This window comes from Dyella sp. S184 (assembly GCF_009766065.1).
Taxonomy (GTDB): Bacteria; Pseudomonadota; Gammaproteobacteria; order Xanthomonadales; family Rhodanobacteraceae; genus Rhodanobacter.
In genome coordinates, this window is record NZ_LMUE01000005.1 from 177,741 (window position 1) to 193,316 (window position 15,576).

The following is a 15,576-nucleotide window of genomic DNA, read 5'->3' on the forward strand; positions in this document are numbered from 1 at the left end:
CAAGCGATGAACAGCCGCAAGCGTTGGTACAGGATTTCCCCGGTCGCCGTACTGACGGCGTTGAGTCTGGTCGCTACGGCTGCAGCGCATGCGTCGGCATCGCCCGGGCCGGATGGTTCCCGCGAAGGCATCGCTGGCCAGCCTGGTTGCGAGCGGCTCGATGCACGCGCCTGCCTTGACCTGGCGCTGATCGCGATGGGTGGCCGCGACAAGCTGGCGGGCATCCACAACGTGCAACTCGACGTGATCGGGCACACCGCACTTACCGAGCAGTCGTACCGGCAGTCGCCGTTCATCACCAGCTACGAGCGCGACCAGCTCACGGTGGATTTCGACAAGGGCCGGCTGCAGCAGCATGCCCGCGCCGTATGGCCGGAGTCCGACCCGCATCAGGCAGACATCGAGCAGACCCTGGTGGCCACCGCCCAAGGTGGCGTGTATCGCGGAAAGGATGGCGACTCGCCGTGCGGGTTGTCCGATCTGGAGGACACCCGCGTCACGCTGGCGCTGGGGCCGGAGCGCTTGCTGCTCACCGCGGCGGCCGCGCCTGACCTGCATTACGCCAGCGGCGAATGGCTGCGTTCCACCCCGCACAGTGTGCTGGAGTTCAACTGGCAGGGGCAGCCGGTGCGTGTGCTGCTGAATGCCTTCAACCACCTGCCGGATGCGTTCGAGCGCACGGCCACATTCCAGGATTTCTGGTTTGCCTGGGGTGACGTCGAGCAGCGCGTCTATTACGACAACTGGAAGCTGCTGGGTGGCATGGTGCTGCCGACCAATCGCATCGAACAGCGCAACGGCGTGCTGTGGCAGTCGATGCAGATCCTCGATGCCAGCTTTAATACGACGCTGGACGACAAGACCTTCGCAATGGATGCGGCGGTGGCGGCGAAGAGTGCGCAGTCGAAGGGCTGGAACCGTGAATTCAGTGACAAGCACCACGTCGAGCTGGCACCGGGCATCGAGCTGTACATCGGTGCGTGGAATGCGACCCTGATCAAGCAGGACGACGGCGTGCTGGTACTGGAAGCGCCGATCTCGCCGCATTACACCGAAGGTGTGTTGGCCAAGGCACGTAGCGCGGTTGCCGGTGCGCCGGTAAAGGCGGTGCTGTCCAGCTCCGATTCGTGGCCGCATATGGCCGGCGTACGCGAGGCGGTGGCCGAGGGCTTGCCGGTGTACATCCTCGATCTGAACCAGCCGCTGCTGGACCGGCTCGTGGCAGCCCCGCACCGCCTGCAGCCGGACCATCTGCAGACCGCACCCAAAGCCCCGCAATGGCACGTGGTCTCGGGGCGGCAGGAGATCGGCAGCGGGGCGAATCGGGTGGTGATCTATCCGCTGCGCGGCGCCTCTACCGAGCGCCAGTACATGGTGTATTTCCCGCAGCACAAGCTGCTGTATGCCAGCGACACGCTGGCGCTCAATGCCGACCACACGCTCTACGATCCGGAACTGATGCATGAGGTGGTGCAGGCGGTGGCACGCGAACATCTGGAGGTAACCACGGTTTACGCGATGCATGAAGGCCCGACGCCCTGGTCCGAGGTGGTCCGCCTGGTCGACGCGGCGACGAAATAGCCGCGTCGACCGATATTTCATGCTGGCGGCGTTAGCATCACGGTCTGCCCTTGATGTGGAGGCTGACCGATGCGCACGAAACTGTGGTGGTTGCTCTACCTGCTGGCGGTGCCGGCCTTCGCCGCGCCGCAACTGGACAAGCTGACCCTGCCGAAGGGTTTCCATATCGCGGTGTATTCGGACCAGGTGCCGAATGCGCGCGAGATCACGCTGGGCGCGAAAGGCACCGTGTTCGTGGGCTCGAACAGCGCAGGCAAGGTCTACGCGCTTACCGACACAAAAGGCGACGGTGTGGCCGACAAGGTACGCGTGATCGCCAGCGGGCTGCAGCTGCCGGTCGGCGTGGCGTTCAAGAACGGTGACTTGTATATCTCCGCGGTGAGCCGGATCTACGTGCTGCGCGATATCGAGAACCATCTGGACGATCCGCCGAAACCGGTCGTGGTCACTGACAAGTTTCCCACCGAGACGCACCACGGCTGGAAGTTCATCGCGTTCGGCCCGGACGGCAAGCTGTATGTGCCGATCGGTGCGCCGTGCAACATCTGCGATCCGGGTCCGGATCACGCCAAGCTGACCCGCATGAACGCGGACGGCTCCGACATCGAGGACGTGGCGCGCGGCATCCGCAACACGGTCGGTTTCGACTGGCAGCCCGGCAGCGGGCGTCTGTGGTTCACCGACAACGGTCGCGACATGATGGGCGACGACATGCCCAGCGACAAGTTGAACGAGATCACCCGCCCCGGCGAGCACTTCGGCTATCCGTACTGCCATCAGGGCGACACGCTCGATCCCGAATTCGGCAAGGGCAAGAGCTGCAAGGATTACGTGCCGCCGGTGTTGAATCTCGGTGCACACGTGGCCTCGCTCGGCATGCGCTTCTACGAGGGCAAGCAGTTTCCGGCCAGCTACAAGGGCGCGATTCTCATCGCCGAGCACGGCTCGTGGAACCGCAGCAAGAAATCCGGCTACCGGGTGATGACGGTACGTCTGAACGGCAACAATGTGCTGTCGTACGAGCCGCTGGTCACCGGTTTCGAACAGAACGAAAGTGCCTGGGGGCGCCCGGCCGACGTGCAACCGCTGCCGGATGGCAGTGTGCTGGTGAGTGATGATCTGGCGGGGGCGGTGTATCGGGTGACGTATCGGCCTTAGTGTTTCGTCAGGCGTGGTGACAAGGCGAGGTGCGATTCCGGCCTGCGCCGGAATGACGAATATGAGAGAGATCGGTAACTGGGATATTGCGGGCTTCGACCTTTTAGCTCGTCATTCCGGCGCAGGCCGGAATCGCACCTCAACACTGGAGAAAACGCCATGGATCGGCGACAACCTTGCGTCTACATGCTTGCAAGCAAGAAGAACGGCGTTCTCTATATCGGTGTCACCAGCGACCTGGTCAAACGCATCTGGCAACACAAGAACGATGTGGTCGAGGGCTATACCAACCGCTACGGCGTGCATACGCTGGTCTGGTATGAGCTTCATTCGACGATGGAGTCGGCGATCCTTAGAGAGAAGACGCTCAAGGGTTGGAAGCGGGCCTGGAAGGTACGGGTGATTGAAGAAGGGAATCCCGGATGGTGCGATCTCTATCCAACTATTCTGTGACTAGGTGGTCGGTGTTGTTGTTGAAGTGTGATGACCAGCTTCGCTGTTGAAGGGCGATTCCGGCCTTCGCCGGAATGACGAGCTGGATAGGTAATTTTGAGGTTCATACGGAGATATTCATGCAACTACGCAGCGACAATTTCGAGAACGGTCAGTCGATTCCCGCCGAGTACGCATTCGGCAAGCGTGCGAATCCGTTTGCACTGTCAGACAACCTGAGCCCGCATCTGGCCTGGAAGAATGCGCCCCTGGTCACCCGCTCGTTCGTGCTCACCTGCATCGATACCGACGTACCCAGCCGCGGCGATGACGTGAACAAGGAAGGTCACACGGTGCCGGCGGATCTGCCGCGGGTGGAGTTCGTGCACTGGCTGATGGCGAATATCCCGGCCGAGTGCGGCGAGCTGGGTGCGGGCTCGTGCAGTGACGGGATCACCCCGCGCGGCAAGCGCGATCCGGTCGGGCCGCACGGCAGTGTGCAAGGCGTGAACGATTACACCGGCTGGTTCTCCGGCGATGCGGACATGGGTGGCGAATATCTTGGTTATGACGGCCCATGCCCGCCGTGGAACGACGCGTTGCTGCATCACTATCACTTCAAGATCAGCGCGCTCGATGTGGCCACGCTGCCTCTGGTGAAGGGTTTCACGGCGGAACAACTGCGCGCCGCCATGGCTGGCCATGTACTAGCCGAGGCTGAACTGATCGGCACTTACAGCCTCAATCCGGCGGTCGTGGGCTGAGCCAAACGTCGGCGCCGCGTGCACGGTGGCGCCGGTTCCCTTCACACCCGCATGGCATGGGCTATGGGTGAATGGCACTACGTGGCCTCGCTGGCCGCTGCTGGCTTTCATTCAAGAGGACACCACCATGCTTCATTACGCCCTGGTTTTTCTGGTCATCGCTATCATTGCCGCTGTGCTCGGTTTTGGTGGCATCGCGGGTGCCGCGGCCGGCATTGCGAAGATCCTGTTCATCATTTTTCTGATTCTGGCGGTCATCGCGTTCTTCCGCCGCGCCAGTTGACTGGCCGTCCGTTGCAACGTGTTTGCGCCACACTGAATCCTTTCCGGAGCATGCAATGAACAAGCAGGTACAGAACCCCGAGCCGGCCACCGGCAACCGCATCGACGACAGCGCCGAGCGGATCAAGCAGGCTACCTCGAATGTCGTGGAGAGCACCAAGGAGGCGGTGGATCGCGCTGCCGATCATGTCGAGGAAGGGCTGCATCACGCCACCGACAAGGCCGCGAATGCCGCCCACCGGGCCAGCGACAAGGCTGCGCACGTTAGCGAGCGTAGTCGCGAGGTCTATGACGAGACGATGGATCGCGCCGATGCGTGGCTGGAGCAGGCACGTGAGTACGTGCGCGAGAAGCCGGTGCAGTCGGTTGCCATCGCGCTTGGCGCGGGCTGGCTGCTTGGTCGTATCCTGCGGCGTTGAGCCACGCGACAGCGGAGCAGGGAATGCACAACGAGGGTGATACACCCCAGGATGCGACGGCGCCGGATGCGGCGCCGTCTCCGTCTGGGCTATTGACCGAGATCGGCCAGCTCGGTCGCGCGGTCAAGCACCTGTTCGGTGCCCAGCTGCATCTGCTGGCGGCGGAACTGGGCTTGGCGCGCAGCGCGGTGTCGTGGATGCTGCTGGCCGGTCTGGCCGCCACGGTGGCCGGCGTCGGTCTGGGCCTGAGCGTGTTGGGCCTGCTCGGCGTCGTGCTGGCGACGTGGCTCGGTTCGTGGATCTGGGCACTGCTGGTGCTGGCCTTGCTGCAGGTGCTGTTCCTGTTCGGCGCGATCCTGCTGTTCCGGCACTGCATGCACTGGATGAGCATGCCTGTCACGCGCAGAGAATGGAGTGCGATGATGCGTGACACCCTGCACAAGGCCGAGACCGAGGTCGAACAGGACAGCGGGAGGGAAGCTCGCCCATGAAGGTTCTCGATCAGCTCACCAGGGTACGCATGGCGCAATTGCGCATGAGCGCGGCGAGGCAGGAACTGAGCACGCCCGCGGCGGCCTTGCTGGCGCGCAGCCATCAACATCCGTTGACGACAGTGGGCGCAGCCGCGGGCGCCGGCTTCGTGCTGGGCAGTCTCAACGTGCATCCGTTGCGCGTGCCGGGTCTGGGGCCCCTGCTTGGCGGTGGGCTGGCTGAGGCAGTCGCCTTCGGCACGCGCCTGATTGCGGAGCTGGGCACGGCCGGGCTGGGCGCATTCGATCCGGGTACGAGGGATCGCGACCAGGATGAGCGCAGCGTTGATGAGCCGGCCACGGGTGGCGGCGGCGAGCCGTCATGAGCGAGCCCGAACAATTCGCGCCACCGCCGGAGGATCGCGAAGGCGACAACGTGGTGCCGGTCATCCTGATGGATCAGGTCGCGCCAGGTTATCCGCCGCGGCAGCTGGTGCGCGGCTTGCAGACGACACGCGGCATGCGTCGCCATCTGCGGGCCATTCGCGGGCTGTTGAACATGCTGCTGTTCCTGGCACTGATGTACACCATCACGCTGACCAAGGCACTGCTGATTCCGCTGCTGCTGGCTGCCTTTCTCGGGCTGGCGCTGAATCCGCTGGTCGCTGCCGGTACACGCATCCATCTGCCGCGCTGGCTGACGGCGAGCGTGCTGATGATCGGCCTGATCTTTGGTATCGGCAGCGGTGTGAGCATGCTGACGCAACCGGCAGTCGGCTGGTTCCACGGTGCGCCGCAGGCTCTCAAGAGCTTCGTACCGAAACTGAAGCACCTCACCCAGCCGCTGGAAGCGGCGAATCGCGCCACCCAGACCCTGGTCAGCGGCAATACCGGCACCATCCACACGCCGGCCACGCCATCTCCGCCGATGACGATCAGTGCCTGGGACGTGGTCTCCACCACGCCCAAGGTACTGGCTGCGGTACTCAGTGTGGTGCTGCTGGTGTTCTTCTTCCTGGTCTATGGCGACACGATGCTGCGGCGGTTGGTGGAGATCACCCCGGGCTTTGGCTACAAGCGACATGCGGTGGTGATCGTGCGTGGCATCCAGACCGAGGTATCGCGCTACCTGCTGACCGCGCTGCTGATCAATGCCGGCCTGGGTGCGGTCACCGCCGGCATGCTGTGGCTGTACAAGGTGCCTGATCCGCTGCTGTGGGGCGCGGTGGCGATGTTCGCCAACTTCATTCCCTACGTCGGTGCAATCGTCACCACCTCGGTGCTCGCGGTGGTGTGCATGCTCTATGCGAACGAGATGAGCCTGCATGTATTCCTGCCGGTGCTGACCTTCGCCGGTATCACCGCGCTGGAAGGCAACCTGATCACGCCGATGATCCAGGGCCACAGCATGCGCCTCAGTCCGATCGCGATCCTGTTGTGGCTGCTGGTATGGGGCTGGCTGTGGGGCATTCCTGGTGCATTGCTGGCGGTGCCGATGCTGACCTGCACCAAGCTGATTGCCGAACGCGTGCGCAGCTGGCACTGGTTCGCGGTGATGGTGCAGCGTTGAGGGCTATTACCGCTTCGCCGTGTCCGCTGGGGGTTGCTTCAGCCACCCGGCAAGCGAAAGTCGCCAGATGCCCGACTGCCCGGTGACATAGACCGCGTCGCCGTCGGTCGAGACATGTGCGCCCCACGGCAGATCCTTGTTGACGGCATCACCCAGGTCGACGGGCCGGCTCCAGTGATCCCCTTGCCTGAAGGCGATGCACAGGCGGCCGAGGCCGCCCTTGGTCTTGCCGTAGTCGAACACGATGAACGACTGGTCGGGCGCGATCGCGGGATCATGCGTGGAGACGTCGGGATCGCCCAGGCCGACGCGCACGGCAGTCAGGTAGCTGCCGTTGCGGTACAGCGAGCGCCAGATATGCATCGCCCGCGCTTGCTTGTCCCAACGGATGAAATACAAGGTTCCGTCGGCGGCGATGCTCGCAAAATCGACGAAGGGATCGTCGTTGATGATCGGCCCCAACCATACCGGGTTCCCCCATGCATCGCCCTTGCGCTCCACTTTCCAGATATTGCTGCCCGGCGCGTTGCCGCCGACGAAGTAGTTCTGCGTCAGCGGCTGGCCGCCCGGTGTCGTTGGCCGGTCGGAATTGAACAACAGGTACGAACCGTCCGGCGAGACAACCGGATCCTGGTCGAACCAGTGGCCCGAGAAGCTCGCGACTTGGGGGGTCGACCAGTGCCCGTTCACCTTGCGGGAAACCATGACGGTCTTGTGCGGCCCGTTGCTGCGGTCGAAGAACACCGTATTGCCGTCAGGAGTGAAGGCGAGGGTGTCGTCGCTGTCCGGATGGATGATGTCGTCGAGCGTGATCGTCGCGAGCGCCGCGATAGAAGCCGTGCTGGCGGACGCGTGCGACGAGGCGAAGCAGGGCGCAACGACCGCAAGGCAGAACGAACAGGCGATGGCGAGAATACGGCTCATGGGGCATGACTTCTCAAGTGGCGTATCGAATGGGGTTTTGCTCGATGCCGAAGCGCAAGGCGCGATCCCGTTTTCCGTGTATCGGTGGCCGGCAACGATTAGATCGTGTCTTGTGACAGGTTGAGCAAGGTATAGGAGCGCTGCTCGCCCTCGAATTTGTCGCCGCCCTTGGACACCAGCATCACGTGTCGCTGCACCATGATTTCGTCGCTGACGATGACGCCCTTGCATATCGTGGTGTAGCCGCGCCAAGTGGTCTGGCCCGGGATCACCGACACGTCGATGGTCTTTCCGGTCGTGGTGGTGATCTGTATCGGCGTTCCACTCTGCTGACGGTACAGATCATCGGATGACGGGCCGCTGCCACTGCCATGGCGGATCAGCGTGATGACATCATTGAGCGGGTCGACGCGAACCACCCGCACCTGCTCGGTGCCGGCCGGGCCGATTTCCCAGGGCTTGGGGATGGTGACCGTCCAGGTGGTTCCCGCGCGAATGCCATCCGGTGCGTTGCCCCACAACAAAGGATTGAAAGTCACCCCGCTGGTATCGTCGTCGACGACACACTTGCCCTTGTGGCAATTGGTGATGCCGTCCTGAAGTATCTTGATATCGTGGGTCACGCCATGGGTTGGACGCCCGTCATAACGACCTTCCTCATCGAAGATGAAGGCCTCCGGCGTGACACCGGTCACCCTATAGTCGGCGCTGCCGCTTATGCGATCGACCTTCTCGTTGAATCCCGTTCCCTTTATCGAGACGGCTTTGGAAAACACATCGGACAGATGTTCTCCCACCTTGAGGCTGGGGCTCAGATACGCCGCGGTCGACTCGGCGTAGGCCGATGAACTACCCAGGCAAAAGATCGAGGTGCAAAAGGCGACGGTAGCGACAACACGGGAACGAGGGTTCATCACGATCTCCATGGAAGGTTCGTTGCCACAGGTTCCAGGAAGCTTGCGGCCGATCGAGGTTCGCCGCGCCAGCTTTGTGATGTCCGGTGTATCGGGCGTGACGAGTGGTCGGCAGTGATGCACGAACGGTCTATGAAGTCAGCCGACGGATCAGGCCATGCCGAGCGCGCGTCGCGCATGGGTGCGGAAGCGTCGACTGAGATGGAGTCGGGTGCCGTCGCGCAGCACTACTTCGGCATTGCCCTGGAACAGTGGATGGACTTCGGCCACGCGATCGAGGTTGACCATGATGCCGCGGTGGATGCGCAGGAACCGCGCCGGGTCCAGTGTCGCCAGCAGGTGGCGCAGCGTGTCGCGGTGCAGGAAGCGGGCGCTGCCGACATGGAGGTGCACATAGTTGCCGTCGGCGCGGATCCAGTCGATGTCGGTCGTGTTGATCACCCGGATATGTTCGCCATGGCGCACGCTGATCCGTTGCGCGTAATCGTCCACACCTGTCATGACGGTGGGTTCAGTGTGGGCGTGTGGTGTGTGCAGCCCCTGCCAGTGCTGGTTGACGCGTGCCATCGCCTGGTCGAAACGTGCCTGCTCGATCGGCTTGAGTACATAGTCGACGGCCCTGGCGTCGAATGCCCGCAGCGCGTGTTCGGCAAAGGCAGTAGCGAACACCACCAGGGGCAGGCAATCGGGTGCCAGTTCGTGCAGCAATTCGAAGCCGTCCATGCCCGGCATCTGGATGTCCAGGAACAGCAGATCCGGGCGTAGTGCGCGCACCGCCTGCATCGCCTCGTCGGCATTGCCGCATTCGCCGACGATCTCCACTTCGGCGTGCGAAGCGAGCGCCTGACGTAACGCGAGGCGTGCCAGCACCTCATCGTCGACCAATACGGCGCGCAAGCGTGGCGTCATGATGCGATGTGCACGACAAAGGGCAGGCGCACCTCGACGCTCACGCCGCCGCCGGCCAGCGGCGTGAGTTCGAGTCGCGCCGCGTCCCCGAACAGCATGTGCAGGCGCGAACGCGTATTGCCCAGGCCGATGCCTTCCAGTGTGCCTGCCGGCGGCAGGCCGAGACCGTCGTCGTCCACACGCAGCTGCAGTTGGTCGCCGGCACGCCGCGTGGAAATGCGCAGGATGCCGGCGCCGGGCTTGTTCTGCAGGCCGTGGCGCAGCGCGTTCTCCACCAGCGGCTGCAGGATCAGGTTGGGCACCGCCGCGTCCAGGGTGTCGTCGTCCACGTCCAGCTGTGTGCTCAACCGATCCTGAAAGCGCACCTGCTGGATGCCGAGGTAGCACGCGAGGAATTCCAGCTCGCGCGACAGCGGCACCTGCGGTGCGTGGCATTCCTCCAGCGTGAGGCGCAGAAAATCGCTGAGCCGCGCAATCATCAGCCGTGCCTGCAGCGGATCGGCCAACGCCAGCGCCGAGATGGCGTTGAGCGTGTTGAACAGAAAGTGCGGTTGCAGCTGCATACGCAACGCCTGCAACTGCGACTGCGCCAATTGCGTCTCCAGCTGCGTACGCCGCAGGCGCTCGTCGCGCAGGTGCCGGCGCGATTCCATCCCGCGCAGCACCACCAGGATCACCCAGTAGGTCACCAGCCCTTGCTGGAACTTGTAGGCGAATTCCATGTGGATGAAGCCGCCGAACGTATCCACCGGCATCCTGCCCGGGCCGCATAGGATCCAGAAGATCAGCAACTGCAGCACTGTCTGCGCCAGCGCGACGCCGAGGCTGAGGGGCACGTGCACAGCCAGCAGGCGCGGCCAGCCGAAGGCCGCCGTACGTCGCCCGAGCCAGCCGATCCCGGCCGCCAGCAGCATCCACAGCCAGAAGTCGGTGAGGCTCCAGGTCAGCCCGCGCAACCAGGCGGCATCACGCCCTTCGCTGAGCGAGGACAGCCCCGAACTCAGCGCGTAGGACAACGCCAGCAGCGTCCAGAAACCGAAGGCCAGTGCCCAGTTTCGGAGTCGCTGCGATAGGTCGTCGTCAGGTACCTGATCTTCGCCGACGATGGTCGTCGCTTTCGCCACGTTCATGCGTGCAGTGTGCCAGCGCCGATCGGCCGACGGATGTGCCGGAAGGTACGTCGGCACGGGACGGGGTTCGCGCAGCCGAAGATTCAAGCCGGCGGCCCCGCATCTCTGCGGCAGGTGAGTTCGTCGCCCGGCTGCCAGGTTCCGCGATTGTCGAGGTGTGCATAGCTGATCCGGTATTGCGCATCGCCGCTGCGCCGGAACACGAAGCGATCAATGTAGCCGCTGCTCGCGGTGTTGCGCAGGCTCAGCGTGGTACCGGTCCAGCCGGAAGGAACGTAGTGGCGCACGCCGCCGCTGTTGTCGAACACGGTCACCACGAACTGCCTGGTAGTGCGGTCGTAACCCCACCATTCGTACGCAGAGTAGCGATCCGGCGGCGTGTCCGCGTGCTGCATGCGCAGCCAGTGGCCGTCCATTTCGGTGCTGTAGATCTCGCGGGAATGGATCGGCCTGCCGTTGGAGAACTGCCCGGCGCACTCCCATGCGCCGACGAACCAGGCCAGCGGTGCCAGTTCATCCGTCATGCCGATCGATGACGACGCGGTGGCCGTGGGAGACAGCCCGGTGGCCAGCAGCAACGTGACCGCCGTACAACCGATGCGCGCCCTCTTCATGGCTTCTTCTCTGCTTGTTGCGCCAGCCAGCGGGCGATCGGCAGGCGATAGATGCGATCGTCCGCCGCCGTGAAATACAGCGTGGACAGATCCGGATCGAGACGCGCCTCGATGCCGGAAGGACCAAGCCGGATCGGCTGGCCCCAGCCGGTGGCCGTGGCGAACGCCACGAACAGGTCGCTGCTATTGGGCGGCGTGGGCGGCCGGTTCGAGCTGAACACGATGAAGGACTGGTCGGGCGCCACCGCCGCGTCGTAGTCGGCCGCCACGCCGTCGCTGAACGGCATCGGTTGCGGCGTCTGGAATCGGCCATCGGCGAAGCGGCTGACGTAAAGCCGCGTGTGATGCGTTTGCGGATCGGGATGCGTGAAATAGACGCTGCCGTCCGCGGCCACGGCGGGCGAGTACGTAGCGGTACTGGCATTGACGATATCGGGCAGGCGTTCAGGGGTGCCCAAGACGTCGCCCATGAGGTTCACGCGCCACAGATTGCCGCCGCGGCCCGGCCGCGATTTGCCGCCCCAGTAGCCATCCAGCGGTTTGCCGCCGGGTGTCGTCGGCCGATTGGAAATGAAGACCAGGTACGAACCATCCGGAGCCATCGCTGGTTCCAGATCCATCCACTGATCCGAGAACGGTGCGCGTTCCGGTTTCGACCAGAGGTTGCCATTCCGATGGGCGATATAGAGGTGCCGTGTCAATCCGTTTCCGCGTGCGAACACGACCATTTTCCGGTCGGGCGTGAACACAGGATCGGCATCGTCCTGCTTGCTCCAAGGCGCATCTGATGCGGACATCACTGCGTCTGTCGAAGTGAGAGGTGCGATGCCAAGTGCTGTCGCGACCGCGCAGGCAGGTATGGCACAAGCGCCCACGCACAGGGTGAGGAACAGAAAAAGGCGACAAGGAATCATGGGTCGTTTCCACAGAGATGAGCAGGGCAGATCCTGATGCATGGACCTGCATGAGGACTTTCGTGGGCGGGCGACAGGCGGCAGGACATCGGATGACGTGGCGCGTGCGGTGCCGAGCAGGCTCGCGGCTGCAAGGATCACGAAAGTGGCTGCCAATCGCATGTCAGTCTTACCCTTGCCGCGTGCCCGATGGGTATCCGTTCGGACGATGGCGTCGATGTGGATGATTCACACAGGCTGGCACGGGCGACTATCGCCGTCGCCGATCTTGTGACGATCGGCGTCGTGGTTGTGACAAGCGGTACGAGTGCCTGCGCAGGTGGCTGGAAAGTCATGAAGATGGGTGCCAGATGATGCCCTTATCCGACGTGGCCAGACCGTCGCATCAGTGATCACCGCTGGCAGGCGCATATCGACCGCTTGTCACGCCGTCGCAGTCGGTCGTCACAAGAACGATGTAGCTCACTGCCACGCCGTGCAGTGTGCGACTGCGGTCATGTCGCCGCGGACGAGGACAGCAAGATGCGCAAGCAATATCTCTTCAGGATCGGCATGGCATGTCTTGCCGTGACGACAATGGGAATCACGGGTGCGTTCGCGGCAGGTTCCGACGCGCAGGCGAGCAGCATGGACGAAACCGCCAGGAACGAGGCGGCGGTGATCGCGGTCGACCAGCACTGGCTGGAGGCGGAAGAGAGCGGCGACACCGCGTATCTGGATGATCTGCTGCTGCCCGACTACCGTTCGGTCGGTGCCGATGGCGTGGCACATCCGAAGTCCGCCATCGTGGCGCACGCGGCGAAGAACCGTGGTTCGGACACCGAGCGCCGCAAGGTCGAGGCGTGGCTCAAGGCGCATCCGTCGGGCAAGAGCGTGGTGCTCCACGGCGACACCGCGATCCTGTCGTTCTACGATCTGGTAGCGGGGCCGCAGCGTGGCGTGAGTTCCTCCGACATCTTCGTGTACGTCGACGGTCGTTGGCATGCGCTGTATTCGCAACACAGCGGGTTCGACAAGGACTAACCGTTCACCACGGAATGATTTCGCCGTCGCGGAAGAAGCGTCCGGTCGGTGACGGCACAGGCAGGCTGGCCGCCCACACGATGCCGGCCGCGCCGCGTTCCACCGATCGTCCACCGGGGCCGCCGAGTTCAGTGGCGACCCAGCCTGGACACACCGCGTTGACCGCGATACCGCTACCAGCGAGCTCCGCGGCCAGCGTGCGGGTATACGCGTTGAGTGCGGCCTTGGAGGTGCGATAGGCCACGCAGTTGCTGCCGCTCGTGGAGGTTGCGCAGCCACTCGAGATATTCACGATGCGGCCGTAGCCGTGCTTGCGCATCAGTGGCAGCATCGCACTGGACAAACGCCATGCACCGAACAGGTTGGTGTCCAGCGCATCGCGTGCTGAGGCGAGGTCGGGCGTGCTTGCTTCGGCATCGTGGTCGTAGTGACCACCGGCGTTGTTGACCAGTACGTCGAGCCGGCCGTAGGTGACTTCTATCCAGCGCGCGAGGGCATCGACCTCGTCCTGATGAGTGACGTCGAGCTGCACTGCGATCACCTCACCCGCTGCACCGGCCAGCTTGCGCGCTGCATGCAGTCCTTTGTCGAGGTCGCGTGCACCCAGCAATACGGTCATGCCGCGTTCGCTGAGCTGGCGCGCTACCTCGAAACCGATGCCACGATTGGCGCCGCTGACCAGCGCCACGCGATAGACCGGTGTCGCCACCGGCGTGCGTTTGGCCATCCGACTGTTCATGGCGCAACGCTGGGGTTGGCCTTGGCGACGGCGCTGCAATGCTCGTCGCCGCAAGCCTGCCAGCCGCCACCGAGTGCCTTGTACAACGCCACGGCCCGGGTGTTGATCGACGCTTCGGCCTGGGCCAGATCGTCCTCGGCGGACAGCTGGGTGCGTTCGGCGTCGAGCAGTTCCAGGAAGCTGGTGGCGCCTTCCTGGTAACGCACCTGCGCCAGCTCCTCGGCGCGCTTGCTCTGCGTGCTCTGTTCGATCAGGTGATCGACGCGTACACGCTGCTGGTTGAAGCCGGTGACCGCGTTGTCGATGTCCTCGATCGCCAGCAACACGGTCTGCTGGTAGTTCGCCTGTGCTGCATCGGCGCGGGCTTCACTGGCGTGCAGGTTGGCGCGCACGCGCTGCACGTTCAGGCCGGGCCAGCTGATGCTCGGGGCGAATGACCATGCGCGTGTCGACGGACCACCGAAATCGTTGCTGCTTCCGGCCAGGAAGCCGAGGAAACCACCGAGCGTGATGTGCGGGAAAAAATCCGCCTTGGCCACGCCGATGCGCGCGGTGGCGGCGGCGTATTCGCGTTCGGCGACATGCACATCGGGCCGGCGCGCCAGTACGTCGCCGGCGTCGCCGATCGGCAGGTTGATCGCGATCGGCGTGAAGCTTTTCGGCGAGACGTCGATGTCGAGTTCACCCGGTCGTTCGCCCAGCAACACGGCGAGGCGGAATTCGCTGGCACTGACCTGAGTTTGCAGCACAGGTAGCTGCGCCTGCACCGCGCTCAGCCGCGCCTTGGCGCTGGCCACGTCCTGCTCGGAACCGGAGCCGAGTTGATCGCGTACTTCGGTGAGGTGCACGGTCTGCTGTTGGTTGTCGATGTCGCGCTGGGCGATATCCAGTCGCAGCTGGCTGCCGCGCAATTCGAAATAGTTGCGCGCGACTTCGGCCAGCAGGCTGACCTGGGCATCGTGCAGGGCCGCCTCGCTGGCGCCGAGGTCGGCGTGCGAGGCTTCGACCGAACGACGCACGCCAACGAACAGATCCAGCTCCCACGACGCATCGAAACCGGCCTGATAGGTGGTGACGGTGGTGCGTTGACTGGTAAAGCCGGGCTCCTGCTCGCGACTGCGCGTGTAATTCAGATCGGTGTCCACGGTGGGCAACTGATCGGACTTGGCGCTGCTCAGCAGCGCACGCGATTCATGCAATCGCGCCACTGCCATGCGCAGGTCCAGATTGTTCGCGGCGGCGCGCTGGATCAACGCATCCAGCGTGGGGTCGTTGAACTGCTTCCACCACGCGGCCTGGAACTGCGCATTGCTTTCCTGCGTGGCATCGAGCCCCTGCAGCTGCGGCGTGGCTGGCTTCACGGCGTGGTAGTCGGGACCGATGCTGGCGCAGCCGGCCAATGCGAGGGCGGATACCAGCAGAGTACCTCGAACCCACGTCGTCATCCCGGCGAAGGCCGGGATCGCACTTGCTCGCTCGCCAAGATGCACGATGGAGCGATTCCTGCCTTCGCAGGAATGACGAGCAGAGATTTCCTGCACGGTGTTGTGAATGAAGGTTTTCATCAATGGTTCTCCAACCCGATAGCGTGCGCGCGTGACTCGCGGCGCTCCGCCAGGGCGTGAATGACGACGTAGACCAACGGTGTGTAGATCAGTCCGGACAGGGTCACGCCGAGCATGTCCGAGGCCACGGCGACACCGAGGGCAGCGATCTTGAGTAGCGGTTTCATC

General features: G+C 63.8%; 19 protein-coding genes. 10 read left to right on the top strand and 9 right to left on the bottom strand.

What is annotated here, in order from left to right; genetic code table 11:
- The first annotated feature begins 6 nt into the window (after nt 1–6).
- The 9 genes from GSQ75_RS10775 (at nt 7) to GSQ75_RS10815 (ending at nt 6,676) form a co-directional block, all read left to right on the top strand.
- Nucleotides 7–1,581 carry a hypothetical protein gene (locus tag GSQ75_RS10775; RefSeq protein ID WP_158754837.1) on the top strand — a complete coding sequence of 525 codons (1,575 nt, stop codon included), beginning with the start codon at nt 7–9 and terminating at the stop codon, nt 1,579–1,581.
- A gap of 69 nt (nt 1,582–1,650) precedes the next feature.
- Entirely contained in the window at nt 1,651–2,739 is a 1,089-nt protein-coding gene (locus GSQ75_RS10780; RefSeq protein ID WP_158754839.1) for a PQQ-dependent sugar dehydrogenase, read from the top strand.
- A gap of 159 nt (nt 2,740–2,898) precedes the next feature.
- On the top strand, nt 2,899–3,192 hold the full coding sequence (locus GSQ75_RS10785) for a GIY-YIG nuclease family protein (protein ID WP_158754840.1): 294 nt from the start codon (nt 2,899–2,901) through the stop codon (nt 3,190–3,192).
- A 119-nt stretch (nt 3,193–3,311) separates the two neighbouring features.
- Complete coding sequence (locus GSQ75_RS10790) at nt 3,312–3,935, top strand: YbhB/YbcL family Raf kinase inhibitor-like protein (protein WP_158754842.1); 624 nt, start codon at nt 3,312–3,314, stop codon at nt 3,933–3,935.
- Between the two features lie 127 nt (nt 3,936–4,062).
- Entirely contained in the window at nt 4,063–4,218 is a 156-nt protein-coding gene (locus tag GSQ75_RS10795) for a DUF1328 domain-containing protein (protein ID WP_077440832.1), read from the top strand.
- A gap of 55 nt (nt 4,219–4,273) precedes the next feature.
- Nucleotides 4,274–4,636 (top strand): DUF883 family protein, encoded by a 363-nt coding sequence (locus GSQ75_RS10800; RefSeq protein WP_158754844.1) that lies wholly within the window; start codon nt 4,274–4,276, stop codon nt 4,634–4,636.
- Between the two features lie 23 nt (nt 4,637–4,659).
- A complete protein-coding gene (locus GSQ75_RS10805) occupies nt 4,660–5,127 on the top strand; it encodes an ABC transporter ATP-binding protein (protein WP_158754846.1) in 468 nt (155 codons plus the stop codon).
- Nucleotides 5,124–5,492 carry a hypothetical protein gene (locus GSQ75_RS10810; RefSeq protein ID WP_254058531.1) on the top strand — a complete coding sequence of 123 codons (369 nt, stop codon included), beginning with the start codon at nt 5,124–5,126 and terminating at the stop codon, nt 5,490–5,492. Before GSQ75_RS10805 ends, GSQ75_RS10810 begins: the two co-directional genes overlap by 4 nt.
- A gap of 68 nt (nt 5,493–5,560) precedes the next feature.
- A complete protein-coding gene (locus GSQ75_RS10815; RefSeq protein ID WP_254058557.1) occupies nt 5,561–6,676 on the top strand; it encodes an AI-2E family transporter in 1,116 nt (371 codons plus the stop codon).
- A 6-nt stretch (nt 6,677–6,682) separates the two neighbouring features.
- Here GSQ75_RS10815 and GSQ75_RS10820 read toward each other — a convergent pair whose 3' ends face one another.
- The 6 genes from GSQ75_RS10820 to GSQ75_RS10845 form a co-directional block, all read right to left on the bottom strand.
- Nucleotides 6,683–7,600 carry a PD40 domain-containing protein gene (locus GSQ75_RS10820; protein WP_158754849.1) on the bottom strand — a complete coding sequence of 306 codons (918 nt, stop codon included), beginning with the start codon at nt 7,598–7,600 and terminating at the stop codon, nt 6,683–6,685.
- A 98-nt stretch (nt 7,601–7,698) separates the two neighbouring features.
- On the bottom strand, nt 7,699–8,526 hold the full coding sequence (locus GSQ75_RS10825; RefSeq protein WP_158754850.1) for a hypothetical protein: 828 nt from the start codon (nt 8,524–8,526) through the stop codon (nt 7,699–7,701).
- Between the two features lie 138 nt (nt 8,527–8,664).
- Nucleotides 8,665–9,423, bottom strand: coding sequence for a response regulator (locus GSQ75_RS10830; RefSeq protein WP_254058532.1), 759 nt, complete (start codon nt 9,421–9,423; stop codon nt 8,665–8,667).
- Nucleotides 9,420–10,610, bottom strand: a complete 1,191-nt coding sequence (locus GSQ75_RS10835) for a histidine kinase (protein WP_254058533.1) — start codon at nt 10,608–10,610, stop codon at nt 9,420–9,422. Before GSQ75_RS10835 ends, GSQ75_RS10830 begins: the two co-directional genes overlap by 4 nt.
- Nucleotides 10,611–10,636: 26 nt before the next feature.
- Entirely contained in the window at nt 10,637–11,167 is a 531-nt protein-coding gene (locus GSQ75_RS10840; RefSeq protein WP_158754853.1) for a DUF1579 family protein, read from the bottom strand.
- The gene (locus tag GSQ75_RS10845) at nt 11,164–11,964 is read right to left on the bottom strand and encodes a PD40 domain-containing protein (protein WP_158754855.1); all 801 of its coding nucleotides are present in this window, start codon (nt 11,962–11,964) and stop codon (nt 11,164–11,166) included. Before GSQ75_RS10845 ends, GSQ75_RS10840 begins: the two co-directional genes overlap by 4 nt.
- 639 nt (nt 11,965–12,603) lie before the next feature.
- Here GSQ75_RS10845 and GSQ75_RS10850 point away from each other — a divergent pair.
- Nucleotides 12,604–13,104: a nuclear transport factor 2 family protein gene (locus GSQ75_RS10850; RefSeq protein WP_158754857.1), complete on the top strand. Its 501-nt coding sequence runs from the start codon at nt 12,604–12,606 to the stop codon at nt 13,102–13,104.
- A gap of 4 nt (nt 13,105–13,108) precedes the next feature.
- Here GSQ75_RS10850 and GSQ75_RS10855 read toward each other — a convergent pair whose 3' ends face one another.
- The 3 genes from GSQ75_RS10855 to GSQ75_RS10865 form a co-directional block, all read right to left on the bottom strand.
- A complete protein-coding gene (locus tag GSQ75_RS10855; protein ID WP_254058534.1) occupies nt 13,109–13,831 on the bottom strand; it encodes an SDR family oxidoreductase in 723 nt (240 codons plus the stop codon).
- An 8-nt stretch (nt 13,832–13,839) separates the two neighbouring features.
- Nucleotides 13,840–15,288, bottom strand: coding sequence for an efflux transporter outer membrane subunit (locus GSQ75_RS10860; protein WP_158755143.1), 1,449 nt, complete (start codon nt 15,286–15,288; stop codon nt 13,840–13,842).
- Nucleotides 15,289–15,407: 119 nt separating this feature from the next.
- The gene (locus tag GSQ75_RS10865; protein ID WP_158754861.1) at nt 15,408–15,575 is read right to left on the bottom strand and encodes a hypothetical protein; all 168 of its coding nucleotides are present in this window, start codon (nt 15,573–15,575) and stop codon (nt 15,408–15,410) included.
- Nucleotide 15,576: the final 1 nt, after the last annotated feature.

Coding starts and splice junctions, on each gene's coding strand:
- GSQ75_RS10865 (WP_158754861.1), bottom strand. CDS start 15,575: ATGAAACCGCTACTCAAGATCGCTGCCCTCGGTGTCGCCGTGGCCTCG.
- GSQ75_RS10780 (WP_158754839.1), top strand. CDS start 1,651: ATGCGCACGAAACTGTGGTGGTTGCTCTACCTGCTGGCGGTGCCGGCC.
- GSQ75_RS10815 (WP_254058557.1), top strand. CDS start 5,561: ATGGATCAGGTCGCGCCAGGTTATCCGCCGCGGCAGCTGGTGCGCGGC.
- GSQ75_RS10785 (WP_158754840.1), top strand. CDS start 2,899: ATGGATCGGCGACAACCTTGCGTCTACATGCTTGCAAGCAAGAAGAAC.
- GSQ75_RS10855 (WP_254058534.1), bottom strand. CDS start 13,831: ATGGCCAAACGCACGCCGGTGGCGACACCGGTCTATCGCGTGGCGCTG.
- GSQ75_RS10805 (WP_158754846.1), top strand. CDS start 4,660: ATGCACAACGAGGGTGATACACCCCAGGATGCGACGGCGCCGGATGCG.
- GSQ75_RS10860 (WP_158755143.1), bottom strand. CDS start 15,288: ATGACGACGTGGGTTCGAGGTACTCTGCTGGTATCCGCCCTCGCATTG.
- GSQ75_RS10825 (WP_158754850.1), bottom strand. CDS start 8,526: ATGGAGATCGTGATGAACCCTCGTTCCCGTGTTGTCGCTACCGTCGCC.
- GSQ75_RS10800 (WP_158754844.1), top strand. CDS start 4,274: ATGAACAAGCAGGTACAGAACCCCGAGCCGGCCACCGGCAACCGCATC.
- GSQ75_RS10790 (WP_158754842.1), top strand. CDS start 3,312: ATGCAACTACGCAGCGACAATTTCGAGAACGGTCAGTCGATTCCCGCC.
- GSQ75_RS10845 (WP_158754855.1), bottom strand. CDS start 11,964: ATGTCCGCATCAGATGCGCCTTGGAGCAAGCAGGACGATGCCGATCCT.
- GSQ75_RS10820 (WP_158754849.1), bottom strand. CDS start 7,600: ATGAGCCGTATTCTCGCCATCGCCTGTTCGTTCTGCCTTGCGGTCGTT.
- GSQ75_RS10775 (WP_158754837.1), top strand. CDS start 7: ATGAACAGCCGCAAGCGTTGGTACAGGATTTCCCCGGTCGCCGTACTG.
- GSQ75_RS10795 (WP_077440832.1), top strand. CDS start 4,063: ATGCTTCATTACGCCCTGGTTTTTCTGGTCATCGCTATCATTGCCGCT.
- GSQ75_RS10830 (WP_254058532.1), bottom strand. CDS start 9,423: ATGACGCCACGCTTGCGCGCCGTATTGGTCGACGATGAGGTGCTGGCA.
- GSQ75_RS10840 (WP_158754853.1), bottom strand. CDS start 11,167: ATGAAGAGGGCGCGCATCGGTTGTACGGCGGTCACGTTGCTGCTGGCC.
- GSQ75_RS10850 (WP_158754857.1), top strand. CDS start 12,604: ATGCGCAAGCAATATCTCTTCAGGATCGGCATGGCATGTCTTGCCGTG.
- GSQ75_RS10810 (WP_254058531.1), top strand. CDS start 5,124: ATGAAGGTTCTCGATCAGCTCACCAGGGTACGCATGGCGCAATTGCGC.